Genomic DNA, 17604 nt, shown 5'->3' on the forward strand with positions numbered 1-17604 from the left:
CTTAAGCTCCTCCCATTTCTCCAGATTCATATAATATACAAGCAGCGGCAACCATGCCCGCTGTCTCACAGCGCAGAATTCGCCGTCCCAGTCCTACGGATACTGCCCCGGCTTCTTCTGCCTTGAGGCATTCCTCCGGAGTAAAACCTCCTTCAGGACCAACCACAACCATAACTTTCCCGCCAGATTGCGGTGAAAGTGATGCTAACCATGGAGCAACGCTGCTTCGAAGCTGCAAGCCTTCCTCTTTTTCATAACAGAAATAAACAGCATCATATTCACTAAAAGTCTGTAAAAGCTGCTTCCAGGACAAAGGTGATCCTACAGACGGAACGATGTTCCGATGAGCCTGTTCGGCAGCTTCCTTACAAATTTTACGCCAGCGATCCAGTCGTTTGCTTTCTTTACGCTCGTCGTATTGCACTATTGTGCGTTCTGACAGAAAAGGAACAAAGCCTACAGCACCAATCTCTGTACACTTCTGAATGACAGTTTCCATCTTATCGGCTTTAGGCAAGCTCTGTGCGACTGTAATTTTAATTCGAGGTTCATGCGTCATCTCCAGGGACTCCAGAATGTTCACAGTGACTTCCCCAATTTCAATCTGCGCAATCTCTACTAATGCCTCACGCGAAACACCATCGCTAACAATAAGCTTGTCCCCTGCCTTACCACGCATCACTTTAGCGATATGACGGGCGTCTTCCCCATCAATTCTCACGGTATCCGCACCAAACTGCTCCGGTGTAACGAAATATCGCTGCATCTCATCATCATCCTGTTCATAAATTCAGTAACAAGTATAAACGCCTTCGGCGTCCCTATAAGGACTGTAAGCGTTTAAACGAGAAATATAAGTCATAAAGTATAGTGTGAAACTTATACTTTCTTATATTTGAAGAAACGGCTTAGTCGCCCTTATAAGGACGTCACCCGTTTCTTCAAGAAATATAAGGTTCGGTCAAGCGAAAATTAATGATCAAATTTTGATCAAATTACATAATACAATGTTTGACAAAGGTTGAACAGACTTCATTCCTTGCCTTAGCTGCCAAAAATTCTTAGAGACAGCTGTACAAATGTTCTCGACATTTCACTAGCCCAGCCTGCAAGCGGATCAATTGTAAACGTCCGTAGCCCAGGAATAAACAGAATTAATAAAAAGAGGAATACAGCCCATTGTTCAAATTGCTGTAATTTGCCGCGGATCGAACGTGGGGCAATATCTTCCACAATCCGATAGCCATCCAGTGGCGGCAGCGGAATAAGATTGAACAGAAACAGAAAGAAGTTCCATTGAATGAAGGTACCAAAGAATAAGTATACAGCCTCGAGCATGCGATCATTCGAGATATTATCCAGAACTCCAGTTGCCGCAAGTGCACCGTATATTATAGCACCAATAATTCCTAAGAGCAGGTTACTGATTGGTCCCGCAGCCGACACGATGACTCCCATGAGACGAGGACGACTAAAGTTATCGCGGTTTACCGGAACCGGACGCGCCCAACCGAAGCCAGCAACTAGCAGCAGCAAAATACCAAAGAAATCGAAATGAACAGCAGGGTTAAGCGTCATGCGGCCAAGTAATCTTGCTGTTGGGTCCCCGAACTTATTCGCGAAATAAGCATGACTGAATTCATGTACTGTAAAAGCAATTAAAATTGTAATGAGCAGGAAAGGAAGCTGATCTAAATCTACTCGAATTATACTTTGCAATATATCCATTTTTACCTCTTTCCGGCTGTAAATGCCACCCAATCTTCTTCACGGGATATTTCAATAATCTCAAAGCCAGACGCTTTCAGCGCGTTCGCCACAAGTCCTTCTTTATCTTTATATATACCTGAGGTAATGTAGAGGCCTCCAGGCTGAAGCGCGCGGTATACATCATCCGTAAACAATACGATGATTTCCGCCAAAATATTCGCAACTACAATTTGTACAGGTAATGTCACGCCAAGGCTGCCTTCTTGCTCTTGCTTAGCAGGAACGGCTCCTTCTAGTGAGTGACCAGGTCTAGCGGATGGCCACATCTCTCCAGCCGCTGTATCAGCTACACCTTCCCCGCCCAGCAGCGACAGAAGATCGCTCTCTTTTACCGTTATGGACGATTCAAGCTTGTTAAGGGCTACATTCTCCCGTGCACTTTCCACAGCCACCGGATCTAAATCTAAGGCCAATACAGATTTTGCACCTAGCAGCATCGCACCTACAGCCAGAATTCCTGAACCTGTACCGACATCGATAACTTCTTCACCGCCGCTAATATTCTTTTCAAGTGCACGGAGGCACAGAGCTGTTGTAGGGTGAGTCCCAGTACCAAATGCCATCCCAGGGTCGATCTCAATGATGGCTTCATCCGGACTCTCAGGCGTATATTCCTCCCAGGTTGGTTTAATGGTGAGACGCTCCGATACCCGCAGCGGTTTGAAATATTGCTTCCAAGCATGCGCCCATTCGTCTTCATCCACAGTCTTCCAAGAAATCAACGCTTTGCCTGGATCAATCCCGTACTCATGTAATTCGGCTACCCGTGGAGTCAATTCTTCTATAACAGCATCCATATCTGTGGAATCGGCATAATAACCCTTTATGACCGCTTCCCCTTCTGGAATATCATTCAAAGGTTGGTCGTACAATTCACCGTAACGTGTATCCCGTTCTTTATTCAGTGTGCCGGATTCCTCGATAGAAACTCCACCTGCACCAGCTTCATATAAAAAATTCGAAATCATTTCCTGTGCTTCTTCTGTTGTATGTATCGTCACTTCATGCCATAACATCTTTATGTAATCCTCCTAAAAGTTTTGTGAGCATTTGCTTCATTGATTTACTTCGTGCAAAACTGACTTCGAAAGCATAGGCTTAGTTTTGTGAAGCATTTGCTTCATTGATTTACTTCGTGCAAAACTCGCTTCGAAAGCATTCGCTTCATAGTATAACATTTCTTCTTGGTGTAACGCCAAACTACAGCTCAACGATCTGCGATGTCCTCTTTACACCTACAAAAGCAGTTGAGCGAATGATCATCCACCATCCCCGATGCCTGCATAAAAGCATAGCATATTGTAGTACCCACAAACTTCATGCCTTTCTTCTTTAACACCTTACTCATCTCATCAGACCGAGACGTCGAAGCAGGTACATCTGCACGAGTCTTCCAATGATTAATAGTTGGCACACCTCCGACAAAGCTCCAGAGATAATCCGCAAAGCTTCCATTTTCCTCGCAAATTTGCAAGTATACACCCGCATTACGAATGATAGAATCAATTTTCAATCGATTTCTAATAATCCCGGGGTCACTCATTAGCTCAGCAATTTTTGCCTCATCGTAATGGACAATCTTTTCCGGATCAAATCCGTCAAAAACCTCTCTGAAACGCGCTCGTTTTTTTAGTACCGTGTACCAGCTTAGCCCTGCTTGCATCCCTTCCAGCATAAGTAATTCAAACAGCTTGCGGTCATCGTACAGAGGTTTGCCCCACTCCTCATCATGATAGGCGATATATAGAGGATCATCATTGACCCAAGCACAGCGATTGACTTCCATCCTGTTTCTCTCCTTTAATTATGCTTATGCATAGCTGAACCTTTACATCATCTATTCACTGTAAACGAAAAAAAGGGAAGAACACAAGGTTCATCCCTAAAAAAGTTACTATTTTCTATAAGCTTACGTATTGCCAACCTCTTAAGGCTGGATCTGCACTCTCGTCTCTTTTTCCGGATCATCAGTGGTGTAGTAGAAGTTATAAATAGAAGCTTCTGTACCTTTAAAATCCTTATAAACATCAATCGCCTTGTTGTTTCCATCGCCAGTGAAATTAACGGTCACGGGCTTACCTAGAATACGTTCTTTCCCCAGTCCGATATGGGTCTGATTAATACCACCAAAGCGAGTATCATCACTTCCAGTTTCTACATAAAGATCGGCTCCCTGCATATAATACGTCCACTTCACAGGGTATCCGCCAAGTTGCTGGATAATTGTCTGTTTCTTTTGAGAGATGTTTGTTAAAAGAAGTGGTATTTTATCATCATTATTTTTGGTAATTTTATAGCTGCCATGCTGGGTCACCTTATATTTAGCAACAAAGGTAATCGGCGTCTCTTTCGTAATTTCAAGATCAACTGGCCGCTCAAAACGAAGCACTGTCAATTCTGGCTCTCCTTCTGGAGATCTCCAGAAATCACCCTCCAGCGACTTGCCTCCTACTTCAAGAGCAGACTTTTTGTAAGGGAAATTGTCGCCTTTCTCTTTACTTCGAATTGTGATTCGAATTTGAGTAGGTGTCAGTACCATTTTCTCCAGCGTGTAGTCAGTTTCACCCTCTTCTAGTGGCAGATTTAATGAGGTATTTATGGTTCCGCTCTCCATCTGCTTTTTACTTAATTGAAGATCGAAAGCCAACGGCCCCTCAACATTTTTCTCTTGCTTCATGTACTGAAGTTTATAAGTGAGCTGACCACTGGAAACATCTTCGGCTTTAAAATATTGCTGTGCGGTATATTCCCCATTTTCACCTGGTGCACCGAAAGTACCTCCGGGCAGCGAATTTATTAGCGTTCCGTTTTTGTACCCGACAATAGTTGGATTTGTCCATTCTTTTGCTTCTGGCTGATCAAAAATAATCGCTGAAGAGAATAACATTTTTTCTTGTCCTTGGGTAAAAGGTTTCACCTCTATGCTGCGCATTCCTTCCTGCCCAATCGGAAAATTCTGTGTCTCCTGCGATCGGATATCCAACGCTAAATCTAACTCCTGTGTGCTAAAGGCTTGCATATTATCTGCAACTAATTGGACATTCACGTTGTTCTGCTTCGGCGTCCAATCACTTTCAAAATATCCGTTGTAAAGTTGATTTTTTTCATCCCAAAGCACATAACTGAATTCACTAGGATTACTCGCCCCATCTGCGTCCTTCAAGGTCATTCCTTTTACATTCCAAATTTCATTTTCCAAGCGTTTTCCTACATCCATAGTGAATAAGATGACCGTCCGATTCTCATCCACAATAGCTGTATGTAGCTTCAGCGTTACTCCATCCAGCGTCACCGATTGATCCAGTTGTTGTCCGAGATTTTGGGCCAGTGCAGCTTGAACGCCACCTCTCCCATGGAGCATATTATCCCAATTATAATGTACTGCCGCATATACAGGTGCCGCTGCAATAAGCACTGAAAATGAAGCAACCACCGCTATTTTACTCCAGTTTCTCCCTCTATTCTCGCTACCATTGATCATCCGAGCTTGTATGGGAGTCATTGTACTCCCTTCTTGCTCTAAGCGTCCCCACATGCTTTCAAAATCCGGATAAGGCACGCCTTTATCTTCATTTAATCGATGCTCCAGCATATTTTCCAACTTTTTCAAAAGATTCGCCCTCCTTTAGTTCAACTTCAACCCCAGCCTCTTGCAGGATTCTCCTCATTACCGTTAACCCTTTATGCAGCCTTGATTTGGTCGTTCCAAGTGGAATGGACAGCATATCCGAAACTTCAGCCAGAGTGAAATCATGCATATACCTGAGCGTGATCACCATTCTAAGTTTGATAGGAAGCTGACTCATATATTGCGCCCACTCGATTTCCGTCTCACGCTGCTCAATCTGCTGCTCCACAGTTGTTACTACCGTTTTGTTAAAGAAATGCAGATTGTCCGTTATCTTTTGCTGCAAAGTTCGTTTTCGTTTCAAATGATTGAGGCAATGGTTAACCGTTATTTTCATAATCCAAGCTTTCAAATGCTCCACGTTCTCACGATTCGTGCGAAATACGGTAATGAACACATCCTGCGTCAAGTCCTCTGCATCCGCCGCGTCATGCAGCATATAGTAGCAGGTTCGATATACATCCTTGTTGTAGGTTTCGAATAACTCCCGGTTAGTCTCCAACTCATGCGCCCTCCTTTCTGTTCTGTGATATCTATATGACAACCAATCTTTGGAAAAGGTTCGTTTTTCCGAGCATAAACTATGGCTACCTTTTTTGACATAAAGGAATTAGATAAGATTATAAACCCTCATCTCAAAAAGTTAGATGTTAGAAGCTAGAAGCTGTCCATAAAAAATAGGAAATACATACAAGCTATTAATTTAATCTTGAATATAAATATTACAGTGACATTTTATAGTCACTTATTGCGAGATTCGCACATCCTTCTTACAACAAAAAACATATTAAATGGAGGAAAGATAATGACTCTTTTAACTACTGGCCCCATAGAAAACAATGTCAATTCAGAAAACAACACCAGACTAACACAACAGGCCACAGTCAAAATTGACAATTGGAGCGGTCAGGATGCATCTACAGTTTTAATTGAAGGCTATTACATGAATGAAGAAAGAGTTCAATATGTCTGTGATCTTCTAAAAGTGATGCCCAATCAAGTGATAACTAGAAACTATTTTGCAGACTTTGATGCCTTCGAGTTTTTTTTCACAACCGAAGATTTGCCAACCAACCCCATCCAAATATCATTCTGGGGAAAGGATAGCACGGAGAAACTAGTAGCTCCCCATCGACTGGTATCATCAGAATTATCAGGGTATGTTGGGGCGACTGGCGCTACCGGAGACATCACCAATCATCGATACATGATTCCTGTGTTGATTATTAACAAAATCGGCTACCTCCAACAAAAAATAGGGTCAGTCTCCCGTAAGTAGGAGATTGACCCTTTTTCTTATATCTCACAAATTACATACAACAGACTAAACAATATTCATAACCTCTCGCGCTTGTGTATCTAAATCCTGGGCTGAAGAAGAAATATTCTTGAAATCATCTAATGCGATTTGAATCTGCTGTTGACTATCTTCTATATTTTCTTGTACCTGGTTTGTTCCTTTGGAGATCTTTTCGATTTCCAGCGTGATCGCATCCACACTATCTTTCACTTGAATGATCGAATCCTGCACCATGGAAGATAGCTTCCTAACTTCTTTTGCCACCACATCAAAACCTCGCCCAAACTCCCCGGCATGTGCCGCTTCAATTGCTGCATTAAGCGCTAAGAGTTGCGTTTGCGAAGCAATATTACGAATCGTTTGTACAATACCCTGAATCGATACCGCTTGTTTCTCCAGATTCGCTAACGTCTGTGTATTTTCGATCGATACTTCGGCAATTTTGTCGACACTCCGTAGTAGTTCTTGACTGCGTTCAATCCCTTTCTCAGCTCTTTGATTCAGGTTGTCCGACATCTCTTGCATCCGCTGCACCACAACACTCATGTTATTTTGACGCTCCGTGATATTAGCCGCTATCTTGGATACGCCAATGACCTGTTCATTGTTTTCATCAAAGACTGGCATATATGTAGCTTCCAACCATACCGCATTTCCTTTTGCATCCATCCGTTCGATTTTATCCTGAAAACTTTTCCCTAAAAAAAGATCTTGCCAGAACAACTCATAGCCCGGGCTATTTACAAAATGAGAAAAGCAAAACTCTTTGTGGTGCATCCCATACATCTCTTCTTTGCTATACCCCATCGAACTAGCAAAAACTTCATTCACATAAGCCACTCGTCGATTAAGATCAAACCTGATAATCGCTAAATTTTTTTCTAAAGATCGGACAACAAGCTCATCGGTAACTCCTTGAGAGTGTACCATTCCCATATAATAATTCCTCCTGAATATCAATAAGTTATTCGCGTCATCTTGAAGTATATTTGATCAATTATACGCGCTTATTACGCAGAGAGTAATACATCATTTTTATTAAGCTGAAATTAATTCGTAATTAAAATAGACCAATGACGAGCGGGTATTACTCCTTTCTAATAGTTGATCCCTGAAATAATCCTAAGTGATGATACGCAGGGAAAACCTCCCTATAATTTCTACCAAATTAAGCCTTTTTCTAGATATTAGAGATTTAGATGTAATAACAAAAACCCCAGCCGTAATTCCAGCCAGGGTTCGAACCAGTGCCTATTCTTTTTATGTACATTTCCTTATTTATTTCTTGGGTCCGTAATCTCCCATTTTGATGCCCCACACCGAATCCTTCTGATGGGCAGCAGCCTCCTTTAAACTTGGAAGTCTTACATCCAGAGGAGAATGCCGTTCCAAATACATCACAAAGGCCTGGCGAAGCCCAATCTCAGCATCCAGTTTATTAAGTTCGTTCGGGTGTTTCTCCATCTCCGCTAATTCTACTTCCCAACGGTATAAATCGCTTGCCTCAGATCGTTCCAGCCGAACTTTTTCAGTTAGCTCCCGCAGCTCACGGTAGGCCTGTTTTACTTTTGAAGAGTACAGTTGCTTCTGATTCATAAAAGTTAAGAATGCGATAAGCAGTGCTAAACCTATCCATAAAATAACGTTGTCCATATTCTCCCCCCTGCTTGGGCTATTCTCTTAATTATACACACCAGTACGCAAAAATACCCCACAATGTGAGGTATCTGCCCTAACTTTAGCATCTATTCTTTTTTCATAATTTCATGCAGCTGACGTTTGTCTGCTTCTAGAGCCCGGGCCTGGGCTTCGATATCCTCCAGATCTGCCTCCGCTGCTGAAAACTCTACGTCCTCTGCCTTCGCCTCGTACAGCATTTTCATCTTCTCGGTCTTTGAGAATATTTGCGAGTTCTCTCTATCCATAGTATCGATCGTCTCCCTTCTTATTAAGAAAATTATTATTCAAATCATCCCGCCTGCTTCTTCAATTATGCGTAATGCTTGATCATGGGACTCCGAATTCAAGATCACCGTAAGTAAAATATCTCTACCCGTCGGTCCTCCATCTCCGCCATGACTCATCCCACTGGCGCTGGTATCAGCAGCAGCTAGTATGCCTGTGTGTGCACGCTCAGCAGTCATGGAGTCCATTCTGGCAACATTGCCTGTCACTGGGTTTACCCCTGAGCTAAAGCTCGTGCCTCCATATCTACTGAAGCGATCAACGGAAATTTCAATGGCCCGAAGTGCACGGAGCTTACGAGCAACACCCTCCGCTTCTTCAGGACTTTTAAAATAAGCCAAAATAGATCTTTCCGACATCTTATCCCCGCTCTCGCTTGAAATTCAGATATCTGTTGCATTCCTTTATATTGTCTTCATTTCACTTCTTTTATGCCCTTTTTTTCTCATACTCCACTTATTTACTGGGAATTCGACATTTTCCTCGACGCTTCCCTGCAATATAGTACTAAAGTTGTATATTCGATTTGAAGTTATAGCTGTAGAATAAATTTAATTTTCATAATTTTTTACATTTTATGTTGAGGAGGAGAATTACAGATACACACTGCAATATAAAAATTCATTTTGGGAGGATGAACTTATTTGAAACGTACCTTTAAACACTCTATTCAAAGAATTGGTATTGGGGCGGCGAGCTTCGGACTGGCTGTTTCTGTCCTTTTTCCATCCGCTGCATTTGCGAACTCATCCCTTGAATCATCAACTAACCTAGTTAATAATGTACAGTCTCAAAGTGCGACCCCTCATAACTACGCGGGTGTGCTCAAAGGTTCAGCACCAGTATCCGTAATTGTGGAATTAACTAATAAACCAGTCAGTGTGTATGAAAATGAGGCTAAAACTTCTTCTTTACGATCCTCAGTCTCCTTACAACGCAGTAAAATTATCTCGGAGCATAAAAGTTTTATTTCCTCAGCGCAGAAAATCGATGCCGATATCGGTTTTGAATACAGTGAGATTTTTAACGGATATTCCATTACTCTGCCAGCCAATCAAGTTAACAAGCTGTTAGAGCTTCCGGGCGTTGCAGCTGTTTATCCAAATGATGAAGTCCATGCGTTAGCAGACAGTGTTGAGTTAGCGACTTTGCCTGTTACACGTTCTTATTCGGACAGCGGCAATCTTATAGGTGCGGATAAACTACATGCATTAGGTTACACAGGGGAAGGGGTACAGGTAGCGGTTGTCGATACTGGCATCGATAAAAATCACCCTTTATTAAAGGATAATTATAAGGGGGGGTACGATGCCTATGATCAGGATAATGATCCGTCAGAAACACCTCCTGACGCTAACTTCCCTCCAAAAAATGGTAGCCCATATGAAACCTCGCATGGCACTCATGTAGCCGGTACAATATTGGATGTTGCACCTGAAGTGGATTTGTACGCGTATCGCGTACTTGGCCCTTACGGTTCCGGTCCAACAGCGGTTGTAATCGCGGGTATTGAGAAAGCGGTCGCTGATGGAGCCGATATCATTAACCTTTCCCTGGGCTCTGATGTCAACCAAAGTTATTCCGCAAGTTCAATCGCGATAGACAACGCCATAAAATCGGGCGTAAATGTTGTTGTTGCCGCCGGTAACGCTGGACCGGATGTAGGAACATTAGGCGAACCTGCTGGATCTCAACTTGCACTTAGTGTAGGTGCTTCTACTACCCCAGTGAATACCCCATTCTTTGATATTGGCGATGTTAAAAAAATTCCAGGGACATTAGCCACTTATTCCCCAGATTTAGTTGATAATATCGCCGGTAGTAAGATCGTTTACGCTGGTCTTGGAGCTACTTCCAATTACACAAATTTGGATGTCAAAGATAAGGTAGTCCTTGTCGATCGAGGTGAGCTGAGCTTCGGAGATAAATCTCTAAATGCCAAAGCAGCTGGAGCCAAGCTTGTCCTAATTGCTAATAATGCTGAAGGTGAACTCAGTCCCACCCTCGGTGCGCCCGGGAATTACATTCCTACCTACGGAATTACTCAAGAAGATGGCAAAGAGATAAAAACTCAGATGAAGGCTGCTAAAGATATAATCAGTTACTATATAGCGCTTGAAGTAAATCAGTTAGCTAATTTTAGCTCTATGGGTCCGGGGATGCCGGATTATCTAATCAAACCTGATGTTGTTGCGCCAGGGGTCAATATCAACTCGACGATACCTAGCTGGACTGGGGATTACGAACATGCTTATGGCTTAAAAAGCGGAACCAGTATGGCAACCCCACATGTTGTAGGAGCTGTCGCTTTGCTATTGAGTGAAAACTCTAACCTTAAGCCAAATGAAATTAAAGCACTGCTGATGAACAATGCGGATCCTATCTTCAAGCGTAATGGAGATGCTTACTCTTTGTATCAACAAGGTGCCGGATTAATTAATTTGGAGAAATCATCAAAAGCTGAATCTATTGCTAAAGTCGGGGAGAGCTTAATTAGTGGTCTTCCAGGTACTGTAGAAATCCCTTATTACACAGGTTCCTTGTCCTTTGGCCTGCTCCCAAAAGGGGCTAGCGTAACGAAATCAGTTTATGTAGAAAATTTTAATGAGAAAGGATCAACCTATACTCTGTCCACCAAATGGCTTACAGAAGCACCTGGTGACATTAGTATTAATATTGCACCAGACAGCGTTACCTCAGGTGTAGATCAATATGCACAATTTTCACTAAAGGTATCTGACACAGCAAAAGAGGGTGCATATGAAGGAATCCTGTTCCTAACCTCTGATACAGAAACTCTTCGCCTTCCCTTTAATGCACTTGTCGGCGATAAATTCAATTTAGAGCCTGTTAATCAACTTTCTTTTGAAAGTCCACAGATTTCTCCTAATGGCGATGGACGCTCAGACGACACCACCCTTACCTTCTCTGTCAATGAAGAACTGGATGGCATAAGTTTCGTAGCCTCTCCAATAGATGCTCCTGCAACAGTTTTAGGTGAAGTTTATTCTATTGATGAAAAGGTTTATCGTGGCGTATACGAGATTCCAAATTGGAATGGAACTTTAACAGACCTGGAGACTTCCGCCAAGTCTACTTTAGCAGATGGTCACTACTACATCACGCCTGTGCTTCCTAATGGGCAACTGCTCAAGAATCAAAAGATCAAGTTCACAATTGATACGGAGAAGCCAATCGTTTCCGGCATCACACTTGAGGAGTATGAACGTGAGGCGCCAACCGATCCTGGTGCAGCTCAAATCAGCGGTTTTATTGATGATGACCTCATGGCCTATTATATTTCTAATACACAACCTATTGGAAACTGGTTTACCGTGTACGCCGAAGGTAAACATTATGATGGGAATACTTATAAATTTGGCGGTGTGATTGCAAATAACGGTGCTTTTTCCATTGACGTTCCTGTTAACGAGGGACTTAATGAGTACAAAATCTATGTGGTTGATAAAGTAGGTAACGGCGCGGACGACGATGATTATGCTCAGCGACTGCTTTATAGCACAGGAGATGGTATTTTCAATGTAACTCCGTCTCTATCTGCAGCCACCATTGATGAGGGGCAACCGGTAACCATTGATCTTGGGTATTCCGTGACAGATGAGGTTTATGGCGTCTATGGGGCTTCATTCGCTGTCATTTACGATGATTCTCTCGAAACACCGGCGATCCAGCCAAGCGTACAACTGGCAACGTATCAAGAGGAGAATTTCTCTGGTATTCCACTTACAGAATTCTCACAAACCTATGATTTAGAAGACGGCCGCAAACTGACACAGTATAATGTCAATCTGTCAGGTGGTGCTTATCACGGCTCAGGTTCACTAGGCAAAATAACCTTCAAACCATCTACTGTGGGAAAATACGACTTTGAGCTGTACGATGTACAGGTCTTGAATGATGCTACAAAATCAACAATCGCATCCGGTTTGAGAACGGTAAGTGTAACTGTTAAGACAGCTGAAACGCCGACGCCGACACCTACACCAACAGAGTCACCAACAGCAACTCCGACATCAACACCATCAACTGATTCGTATGTACCTACAGCAACCAGTGCTCCTGCTTCTGGAACCACTTTAAAATCAGGGAAGCTGGTAGAGACCGCAGATCCAGCAGGCGGCAAGCCTTCAGCGGTATTCAACATCTTAGATACTGCATTAGCAAATTCGATCCAGAATGCAAAAGACAAGACTTCTGTACTTGATCTAAGCGATGTAAGCTTCAATAAATATAGCCAAGTGGTTATTTCTCTTACCCCGGCCCAAGCCGAGCAGTTAAAAAAATCGGAGAATACGCTCCGCCTAAACGGTAGTGGGTTCAATGTACTTATTCCAGCGGCGACTCTTCCGGATTTCATCAACAGCAACGGCTTGACCCTTACGATTAGCCTGACAGATGCGGGCAATACAGCAGTTTTAGCAGGTAGCTCAGCCGCAATAAATATCGGTTCTTCTATTCTCACCATCAAAAATGGTTGGACAACCGGAAAGCCGATCATCCTTCAGCTTAATCTAAAAGCCGCCAGTCTACATGATGCTCGAAAGACTGCTGCTTATGTAGAATCAAAAGATCGTAAATGGTCCTACCTGCAACCTGGTTCTATCAATAAAGATGGGATTCTACAGTTTAACGTTACTGGTGATGGTTCTTACAGCGCAGCATCCAGAAATATAAGCTTTAAAGATATTGGCACACACTGGGCTCAAACCGATATCGAGGTCCTTGCTGCCCATAGTATCATTGCTGGCAAAGGAGCCGATGGCAGCTTTAAGCCTGCCGACACCTTAAATCAGGCAGAGCTTCTAACGCTCTTCGACCGTCTACTTGGAAAAGGTGACACTTGGAATACTCGCATCAAAGAAAGCGGATCTCGTGATGTGCTGACCCGCGAGGAAGCAGCTCTTATCATTGCTAAGGCCCTTGGTGCAGATCTTACAATAGCCAAAACACCTTTAAGCTTTAAGGATGCCGACAGCATCGCTGCGGAAGCACGCAACGCTGTAGCCTATGCTGTAACCAAAGGTTATCTCAAAGGTGTTACTGCAGATAACTTCAATCCACAAGGTACTCTGACTCGTGCACAAGCAGCAACGATTCTGAGCCGTGTGCTCGAGGATCTACGTTCTTCGAACAACCTCTAGTTGCACTTTAAAAGAAAGAATCCCAGCAGGCATTGGCTGCTGGGATTCTTTCGTCTTTAGGTCATATTTCTTCCTTGCCGATCCGATGCCACTATCGGACTGTAGTCGCTATTCGCCTGAAAAGCACCAATAATAAACACTTTTTTGGGCAATAGCTGCACTGGACGATAAATTCGCTAATAACGCCGTCTGGGTCCGATAACCTGTGCAGATAATTCAAAGTAGATAGTTTGTTAAAAAACCTGGAACACAGCCGGGCTTTACTGGGGTCGGGTTACTGGCGCGGGGTGCGGGGTCCTGAAGTTCAGTCGTGTTTGCCGGGTTTGCGGGCTCGTAGATTTTCGCGGCTTCTAGCACCTTCTTAAAGGCGCTACATGAAATTGGTAAGTCGTCTCTACTAACCAAAAAAGCAGAGCAGCGATCCCCAAATAACGAGGGGATCGCTGCTCTGCTTTATTTTTATTTACTCAACTAATTAAATTAGAAATATCAGTCCCCGCGGAACGCACGCTTCACACGATCAAAGAAGGATTGCTCATGCTCATGAGTGTTTTCTCCATTTAGAGCGGCGAACTGTCGCAACAAATCTTTTTGCTCGTCATTCAGCTTGCTAGGTGTCACAACAATGACTCTAACATGCTGGTCGCCTTGACCAGATCCACGTAGACGTGGAACCCCTTTGCCTTTGAGACGGAAGAAAGTACCGGTCTGTGTTCCTGCAGGAATCTTCAGCTTCACTTTTTCCGTTAAGGTAGGAATCTCAATCTCATCGCCAAGTGCGGCCTGTGCAAACGTAAGTGGAACCTCGCACATAATATCATCGTTCTCACGCACGAAGAAATCATGCGATTTAACACGGATAACAATATACAAGTCTCCAGCAGGACCGCCACGTAAGCCGCCTTCGCCTTCACCAGTCATGCGCAGCTGCGCGCCGTCATCGACACCGGCAGGAATACGCACATGAATCTTACGTTGCTTCTTAACTTTACCCTGTCCGCTACAAGTCGTACATTTTTCTTTAATAATCTTACCTGTACCACTGCAATGCGAACATGGACGACGATTACGCATCTGTCCAAGTGGTGTATTCTGTACGAATTCCTGTTGCCCACTACCATGACAAGTGGAACAAGTCTCTGGTTTAGTACCCGGTTTAGCCCCGGAGCCGTAGCAGGTATCGCAAGTTTCTGTACGTGGGATAGTAATATCGGTTTCTTTACCGAATACCGCTTCCTTGAATTCAATGGTCATGGTGTACTGCAAATCTCCACCGCGCTGTGGTGCGTTAGGATCACGACGTCCGCCGCCGCCAAAGAACATATCAAAGATATCGCCTAGTCCTCCGAAGTCGCCGCCACCGCCGCCTCCGAAGCCGCCCATACCTTGGTTAGGATCAATATGGCCATATTGGTCATATCTAGCTCGCTGTTGTCCGTCGCTAAGAACATCGTAAGCTTCTTTTACTTCTTTAAACTTAGCTTCAGCATCATCTGCTTTATTCACGTCTGGGTGATATTGGCGCGCCAATTTCCGGTACGCTTTCTTCACCTCGTCGTCTGAAGCATCTCTACTGAGGCCAAGCACTTCATAATAATCGCGTTTATCTGCCACTGCTTTCACCTCCGTACGTTACATACTCAAATTCCTAATTCTCTGTCAAAGAAACCATTATACGATAAAACCCCAGGCTCTGACCATCCAGTTCCAGCAGATGTTTATTCTTACAATATCAGAAGGCGCATTCGCGAAGAGTGTGCAAACTGATATTACAAAAGGAAAGTCAAAACACGGGATGACCCGGTTTTGACCTTCCCTTCTTAACTATATAAGAATTTATCAGTTACGCCCTATACACTTATCGTCTAAGGTTACCCTTGATTCTTATCTTCGTCAACAACCTCATAATCAGCGTCAACTACATTGTCTTTCTTAGGAGCGCCTTCAGCAGCTCCAGCGCCACCTTCAGCACCTTGCTCTGCTTGAGCAGCTTGTTCGTACAGCTTCATGGACAACTGTTGTACAATCTCAGTCAATGCTTCTGTAGCTGCATTGATTTCTTCAAGATTGTCAGTTTCAAGAGCTGCTTTCACTTTATCTTTAGCTTCATTAGCTTTTTCAACTTCGGAAGCATCAGCTTTATCTCCAAGATCTTTGATCACTTTCTCAGTGGAATACACGAGTTGGTCAGCGCTGTTCTTCGCTTCTACCAATTCTTTACGCTTACGGTCTTCCTCAGCGTGAAGCTCGGCATCCTTCATCATTTGTTCTACTTCTGCGTCGCTCAGACCGCCGGAAGAAGTGATGGTGATCTTTTGGCTCTTGTTCGTGCCTTTATCAGTTGCAGACACATTCACAATACCGTTGGCGTCAATATCGAAAGAAACTTCGATTTGTGGTACACCGCGTTGTGCTGGTGGAATCTCGTTCAACATGAAGCGTCCCAATGTTTTGTTGCCATTTGCCATTTGACGTTCACCTTGCAGCACGTGAATCTCTACGCTAGGTTGGTTGTCAGCAAAGGTCGAGAATACTTGGGATTTACTTGTAGGAATCGTAGTGTTACGCTCGATCATCTTCGTAAACACGCCACCTGCAGTTTCAATACCGAGGGAAAGCGGAGTTACGTCGAGCAATACAACGTCTTTTACTTCACCAGTCAATACACCCGCTTGAACAGCAGCACCCAGTGCTACTACTTCATCTGGATTCACACCTTTGTGAGGCTCTTTACCAGTAAGTTTCTTGATAGCATCTTGTACCGCAGGGATACGAGTAGAACCGCCTACCAGAACGATTCTAGTAAGGTCTGCAGGCGTCATGCCAGCATCAGACAAGGCTTGACGAGTAGGTCCCAAAGTACGTTCAACTAGACCAGTAGTCAGCTCATCGAATTTAGCACGAGTAAGGTTGATCTCTAAGTGCTGTGGTACTCCGTCAACAACTGTGATGAACGGAAGAGATACAGTAGTTGTCAGTACGCCTGACAATTCTTTTTTCGCTTTTTCAGCAGCATCTTTCAAACGTTGTACAGCCGATTTATCTTTGCTCAGATCAATGCCTTGCTCTTTCTTAAATTCGGATACAAGGTAATCCATAACCACTTGGTCAAAGTCGTCGCCACCAAGTTTGTTGTCACCGCTTGTAGCTTTTACTTCGAAGAAACCATCGCCCAGTTCAAGGATAGATACGTCGAACGTACCGCCACCAAGGTCATAGACAAGGATCGTTTGATCTTCAGATTTCTCAAGACCGTAAGCCAAAGCTGCAGCAGTTGGCTCGTTCACAATACGTAGAACTTCCAAACCTGCAATTTTGCCTGCATCTTTAGTAGCTTGACGCTGGCTGTCATTGAAATAAGCAGGAACTGTGATAACAGCTTGAGTAACGGTTTGGCCAAGATATGCCTCTGCATCGGATTTCAGCTTTTGCAGAATCATTGCTGAAATTTCTTGTGGAGAGTATTCTTTACCATCGATGCTTTCTTTATGGTTCGTACCAATATGGCGTTTAATCGAGCTGATCGTACGATCAGGGTTAGTAATTGCCTGGCGTTTAGCTGTTTCACCGACGATACGTTCGCCGTCTTTCTTAAAACCTACCACCGAAGGGGTTGTACGCGCGCCCTCTGGGTTTGGAATTACAACGGCTTCGCCGCCTTCCATTACGGCAACGCAAGAGTTCGTGGTTCCTAAGTCAATACCGATAACTTTACTCACAATAATTTGCCTCCTCTAAAGGTATATGGAGCATTCGCTCATTAAAATAATAAAATATTT

The 17604-nt window shown here is 43.6% G+C and carries 14 protein-coding genes; 2 read left to right on the forward strand and 12 right to left on the reverse strand.

Translation table 11 applies throughout. The features are described from left to right. Position 1: 1 nt before the first annotated feature. The 6 genes from ACN6KS_RS23440 to ACN6KS_RS23465 all read right to left on the reverse strand — a co-directional run bounded on the left by ACN6KS_RS23440 (position 2) and on the right by ACN6KS_RS23465 (position 5900). A complete protein-coding gene (locus ACN6KS_RS23440; protein ID WP_042190982.1) occupies positions 2 to 766 on the reverse strand; it encodes an RsmE family RNA methyltransferase in 765 nt (254 codons plus the stop codon). Between the two features lie 278 nt (positions 767 to 1044). Beyond that, complete coding sequence (locus ACN6KS_RS23445; protein ID WP_094874822.1) at positions 1045 to 1728, reverse strand: site-2 protease family protein; 684 nt, start codon at positions 1726 to 1728, stop codon at positions 1045 to 1047. A 2-nt stretch (positions 1729 to 1730) separates the two neighbouring features. Beyond that, entirely contained in the window at positions 1731 to 2786 is a 1056-nt protein-coding gene (gene prmA / locus ACN6KS_RS23450; RefSeq protein WP_094874821.1) for a 50S ribosomal protein L11 methyltransferase, read from the reverse strand. A gap of 191 nt (positions 2787 to 2977) precedes the next feature. Continuing rightward, complete coding sequence (locus ACN6KS_RS23455; protein WP_440960616.1) at positions 2978 to 3556, reverse strand: DNA-3-methyladenine glycosylase I; 579 nt, start codon at positions 3554 to 3556, stop codon at positions 2978 to 2980. Between the two features lie 141 nt (positions 3557 to 3697). Then, entirely contained in the window at positions 3698 to 5380 is a 1683-nt protein-coding gene (locus ACN6KS_RS23460; protein ID WP_440960617.1) for a DUF4179 domain-containing protein, read from the reverse strand. Next, complete coding sequence (locus ACN6KS_RS23465) at positions 5340 to 5900, reverse strand: RNA polymerase sigma factor (protein ID WP_094872728.1); 561 nt, start codon at positions 5898 to 5900, stop codon at positions 5340 to 5342. Before ACN6KS_RS23465 ends, ACN6KS_RS23460 begins: the two co-directional genes overlap by 41 nt. A 303-nt stretch (positions 5901 to 6203) precedes the next feature. Here ACN6KS_RS23465 and ACN6KS_RS23470 point away from each other — a divergent pair, with 303 nt between their 5' ends. After that, the gene (locus tag ACN6KS_RS23470; RefSeq protein WP_094872726.1) at positions 6204 to 6677 is read left to right on the forward strand and encodes a hypothetical protein; all 474 of its coding nucleotides are present in this window, start codon (positions 6204 to 6206) and stop codon (positions 6675 to 6677) included. A 45-nt stretch (positions 6678 to 6722) separates the two neighbouring features. Here the strand turns inward: ACN6KS_RS23470 and ACN6KS_RS23475 are convergent, their stop codons facing one another. From ACN6KS_RS23475 to ACN6KS_RS23490, 4 genes are all read right to left on the reverse strand, one after another. Further along, on the reverse strand, positions 6723 to 7634 hold the full coding sequence (locus ACN6KS_RS23475; protein ID WP_094872724.1) for a methyl-accepting chemotaxis protein: 912 nt from the start codon (positions 7632 to 7634) through the stop codon (positions 6723 to 6725). Between the two features lie 342 nt (positions 7635 to 7976). After that, positions 7977 to 8351 carry a hypothetical protein gene (locus ACN6KS_RS23480; protein WP_094872723.1) on the reverse strand — a complete coding sequence of 125 codons (375 nt, stop codon included), beginning with the start codon at positions 8349 to 8351 and terminating at the stop codon, positions 7977 to 7979. Between the two features lie 92 nt (positions 8352 to 8443). Further along, positions 8444 to 8623 carry a YfhD family protein gene (locus tag ACN6KS_RS23485; protein ID WP_042130382.1) on the reverse strand — a complete coding sequence of 60 codons (180 nt, stop codon included), beginning with the start codon at positions 8621 to 8623 and terminating at the stop codon, positions 8444 to 8446. A 39-nt stretch (positions 8624 to 8662) separates the two neighbouring features. Then, positions 8663 to 9022 carry a hypothetical protein gene (locus ACN6KS_RS23490; protein ID WP_094872721.1) on the reverse strand — a complete coding sequence of 120 codons (360 nt, stop codon included), beginning with the start codon at positions 9020 to 9022 and terminating at the stop codon, positions 8663 to 8665. Positions 9023 to 9307: 285 nt separating this feature from the next. Here ACN6KS_RS23490 and ACN6KS_RS23495 point away from each other — a divergent pair, with 285 nt between their 5' ends. After that, complete coding sequence (locus ACN6KS_RS23495) at positions 9308 to 13825, forward strand: S8 family serine peptidase (RefSeq protein WP_440960618.1); 4518 nt, start codon at positions 9308 to 9310, stop codon at positions 13823 to 13825. A gap of 489 nt (positions 13826 to 14314) precedes the next feature. On the opposite strand, the gene dnaJ is transcribed toward ACN6KS_RS23495, so the two are convergent. Both dnaJ and dnaK read right to left on the reverse strand, forming a co-directional pair. After that, positions 14315 to 15439, reverse strand: coding sequence for a molecular chaperone DnaJ (dnaJ, locus tag ACN6KS_RS23500; protein WP_094872718.1), 1125 nt, complete (start codon positions 15437 to 15439; stop codon positions 14315 to 14317). A 257-nt stretch (positions 15440 to 15696) separates the two neighbouring features. Next, on the reverse strand, positions 15697 to 17544 hold the full coding sequence (gene dnaK, locus ACN6KS_RS23505) for a molecular chaperone DnaK (RefSeq protein WP_440960619.1): 1848 nt from the start codon (positions 17542 to 17544) through the stop codon (positions 15697 to 15699). Positions 17545 to 17604 lie beyond the last annotated feature (60 nt).

This window comes from Paenibacillus nitricinens, assembly GCF_052056485.1.
Classification (GTDB): domain Bacteria; phylum Bacillota; class Bacilli; order Paenibacillales; family Paenibacillaceae; genus Paenibacillus_AQ; species Paenibacillus_AQ nitricinens.

Bases quoted from the DNA above. Each gene is read 5' to 3' on its own strand.
- ACN6KS_RS23485 (WP_042130382.1), bottom strand. From the start codon at position 8,623: ATGGATAGAGAGAACTCGCAAATATTCTCAAAGACCGAGAAGATGAAA.
- prmA (WP_094874821.1), bottom strand. From the start codon at position 2,786: ATGTTATGGCATGAAGTGACGATACATACAACAGAAGAAGCACAGGAA.
- ACN6KS_RS23440 (WP_042190982.1), bottom strand. From the start codon at position 766: ATGCAGCGATATTTCGTTACACCGGAGCAGTTTGGTGCGGATACCGTG.
- ACN6KS_RS23455 (WP_440960616.1), bottom strand. From the start codon at position 3,556: ATGGAAGTCAATCGCTGTGCTTGGGTCAATGATGATCCTCTATATATC.
- ACN6KS_RS23475 (WP_094872724.1), bottom strand. From the start codon at position 7,634: ATGGGAATGGTACACTCTCAAGGAGTTACCGATGAGCTTGTTGTCCGA.
- ACN6KS_RS23480 (WP_094872723.1), bottom strand. From the start codon at position 8,351: ATGGACAACGTTATTTTATGGATAGGTTTAGCACTGCTTATCGCATTC.
- ACN6KS_RS23490 (WP_094872721.1), bottom strand. From the start codon at position 9,022: ATGTCGGAAAGATCTATTTTGGCTTATTTTAAAAGTCCTGAAGAAGCG.
- ACN6KS_RS23445 (WP_094874822.1), bottom strand. From the start codon at position 1,728: ATGGATATATTGCAAAGTATAATTCGAGTAGATTTAGATCAGCTTCCT.
- ACN6KS_RS23470 (WP_094872726.1), top strand. From the start codon at position 6,204: ATGACTCTTTTAACTACTGGCCCCATAGAAAACAATGTCAATTCAGAA.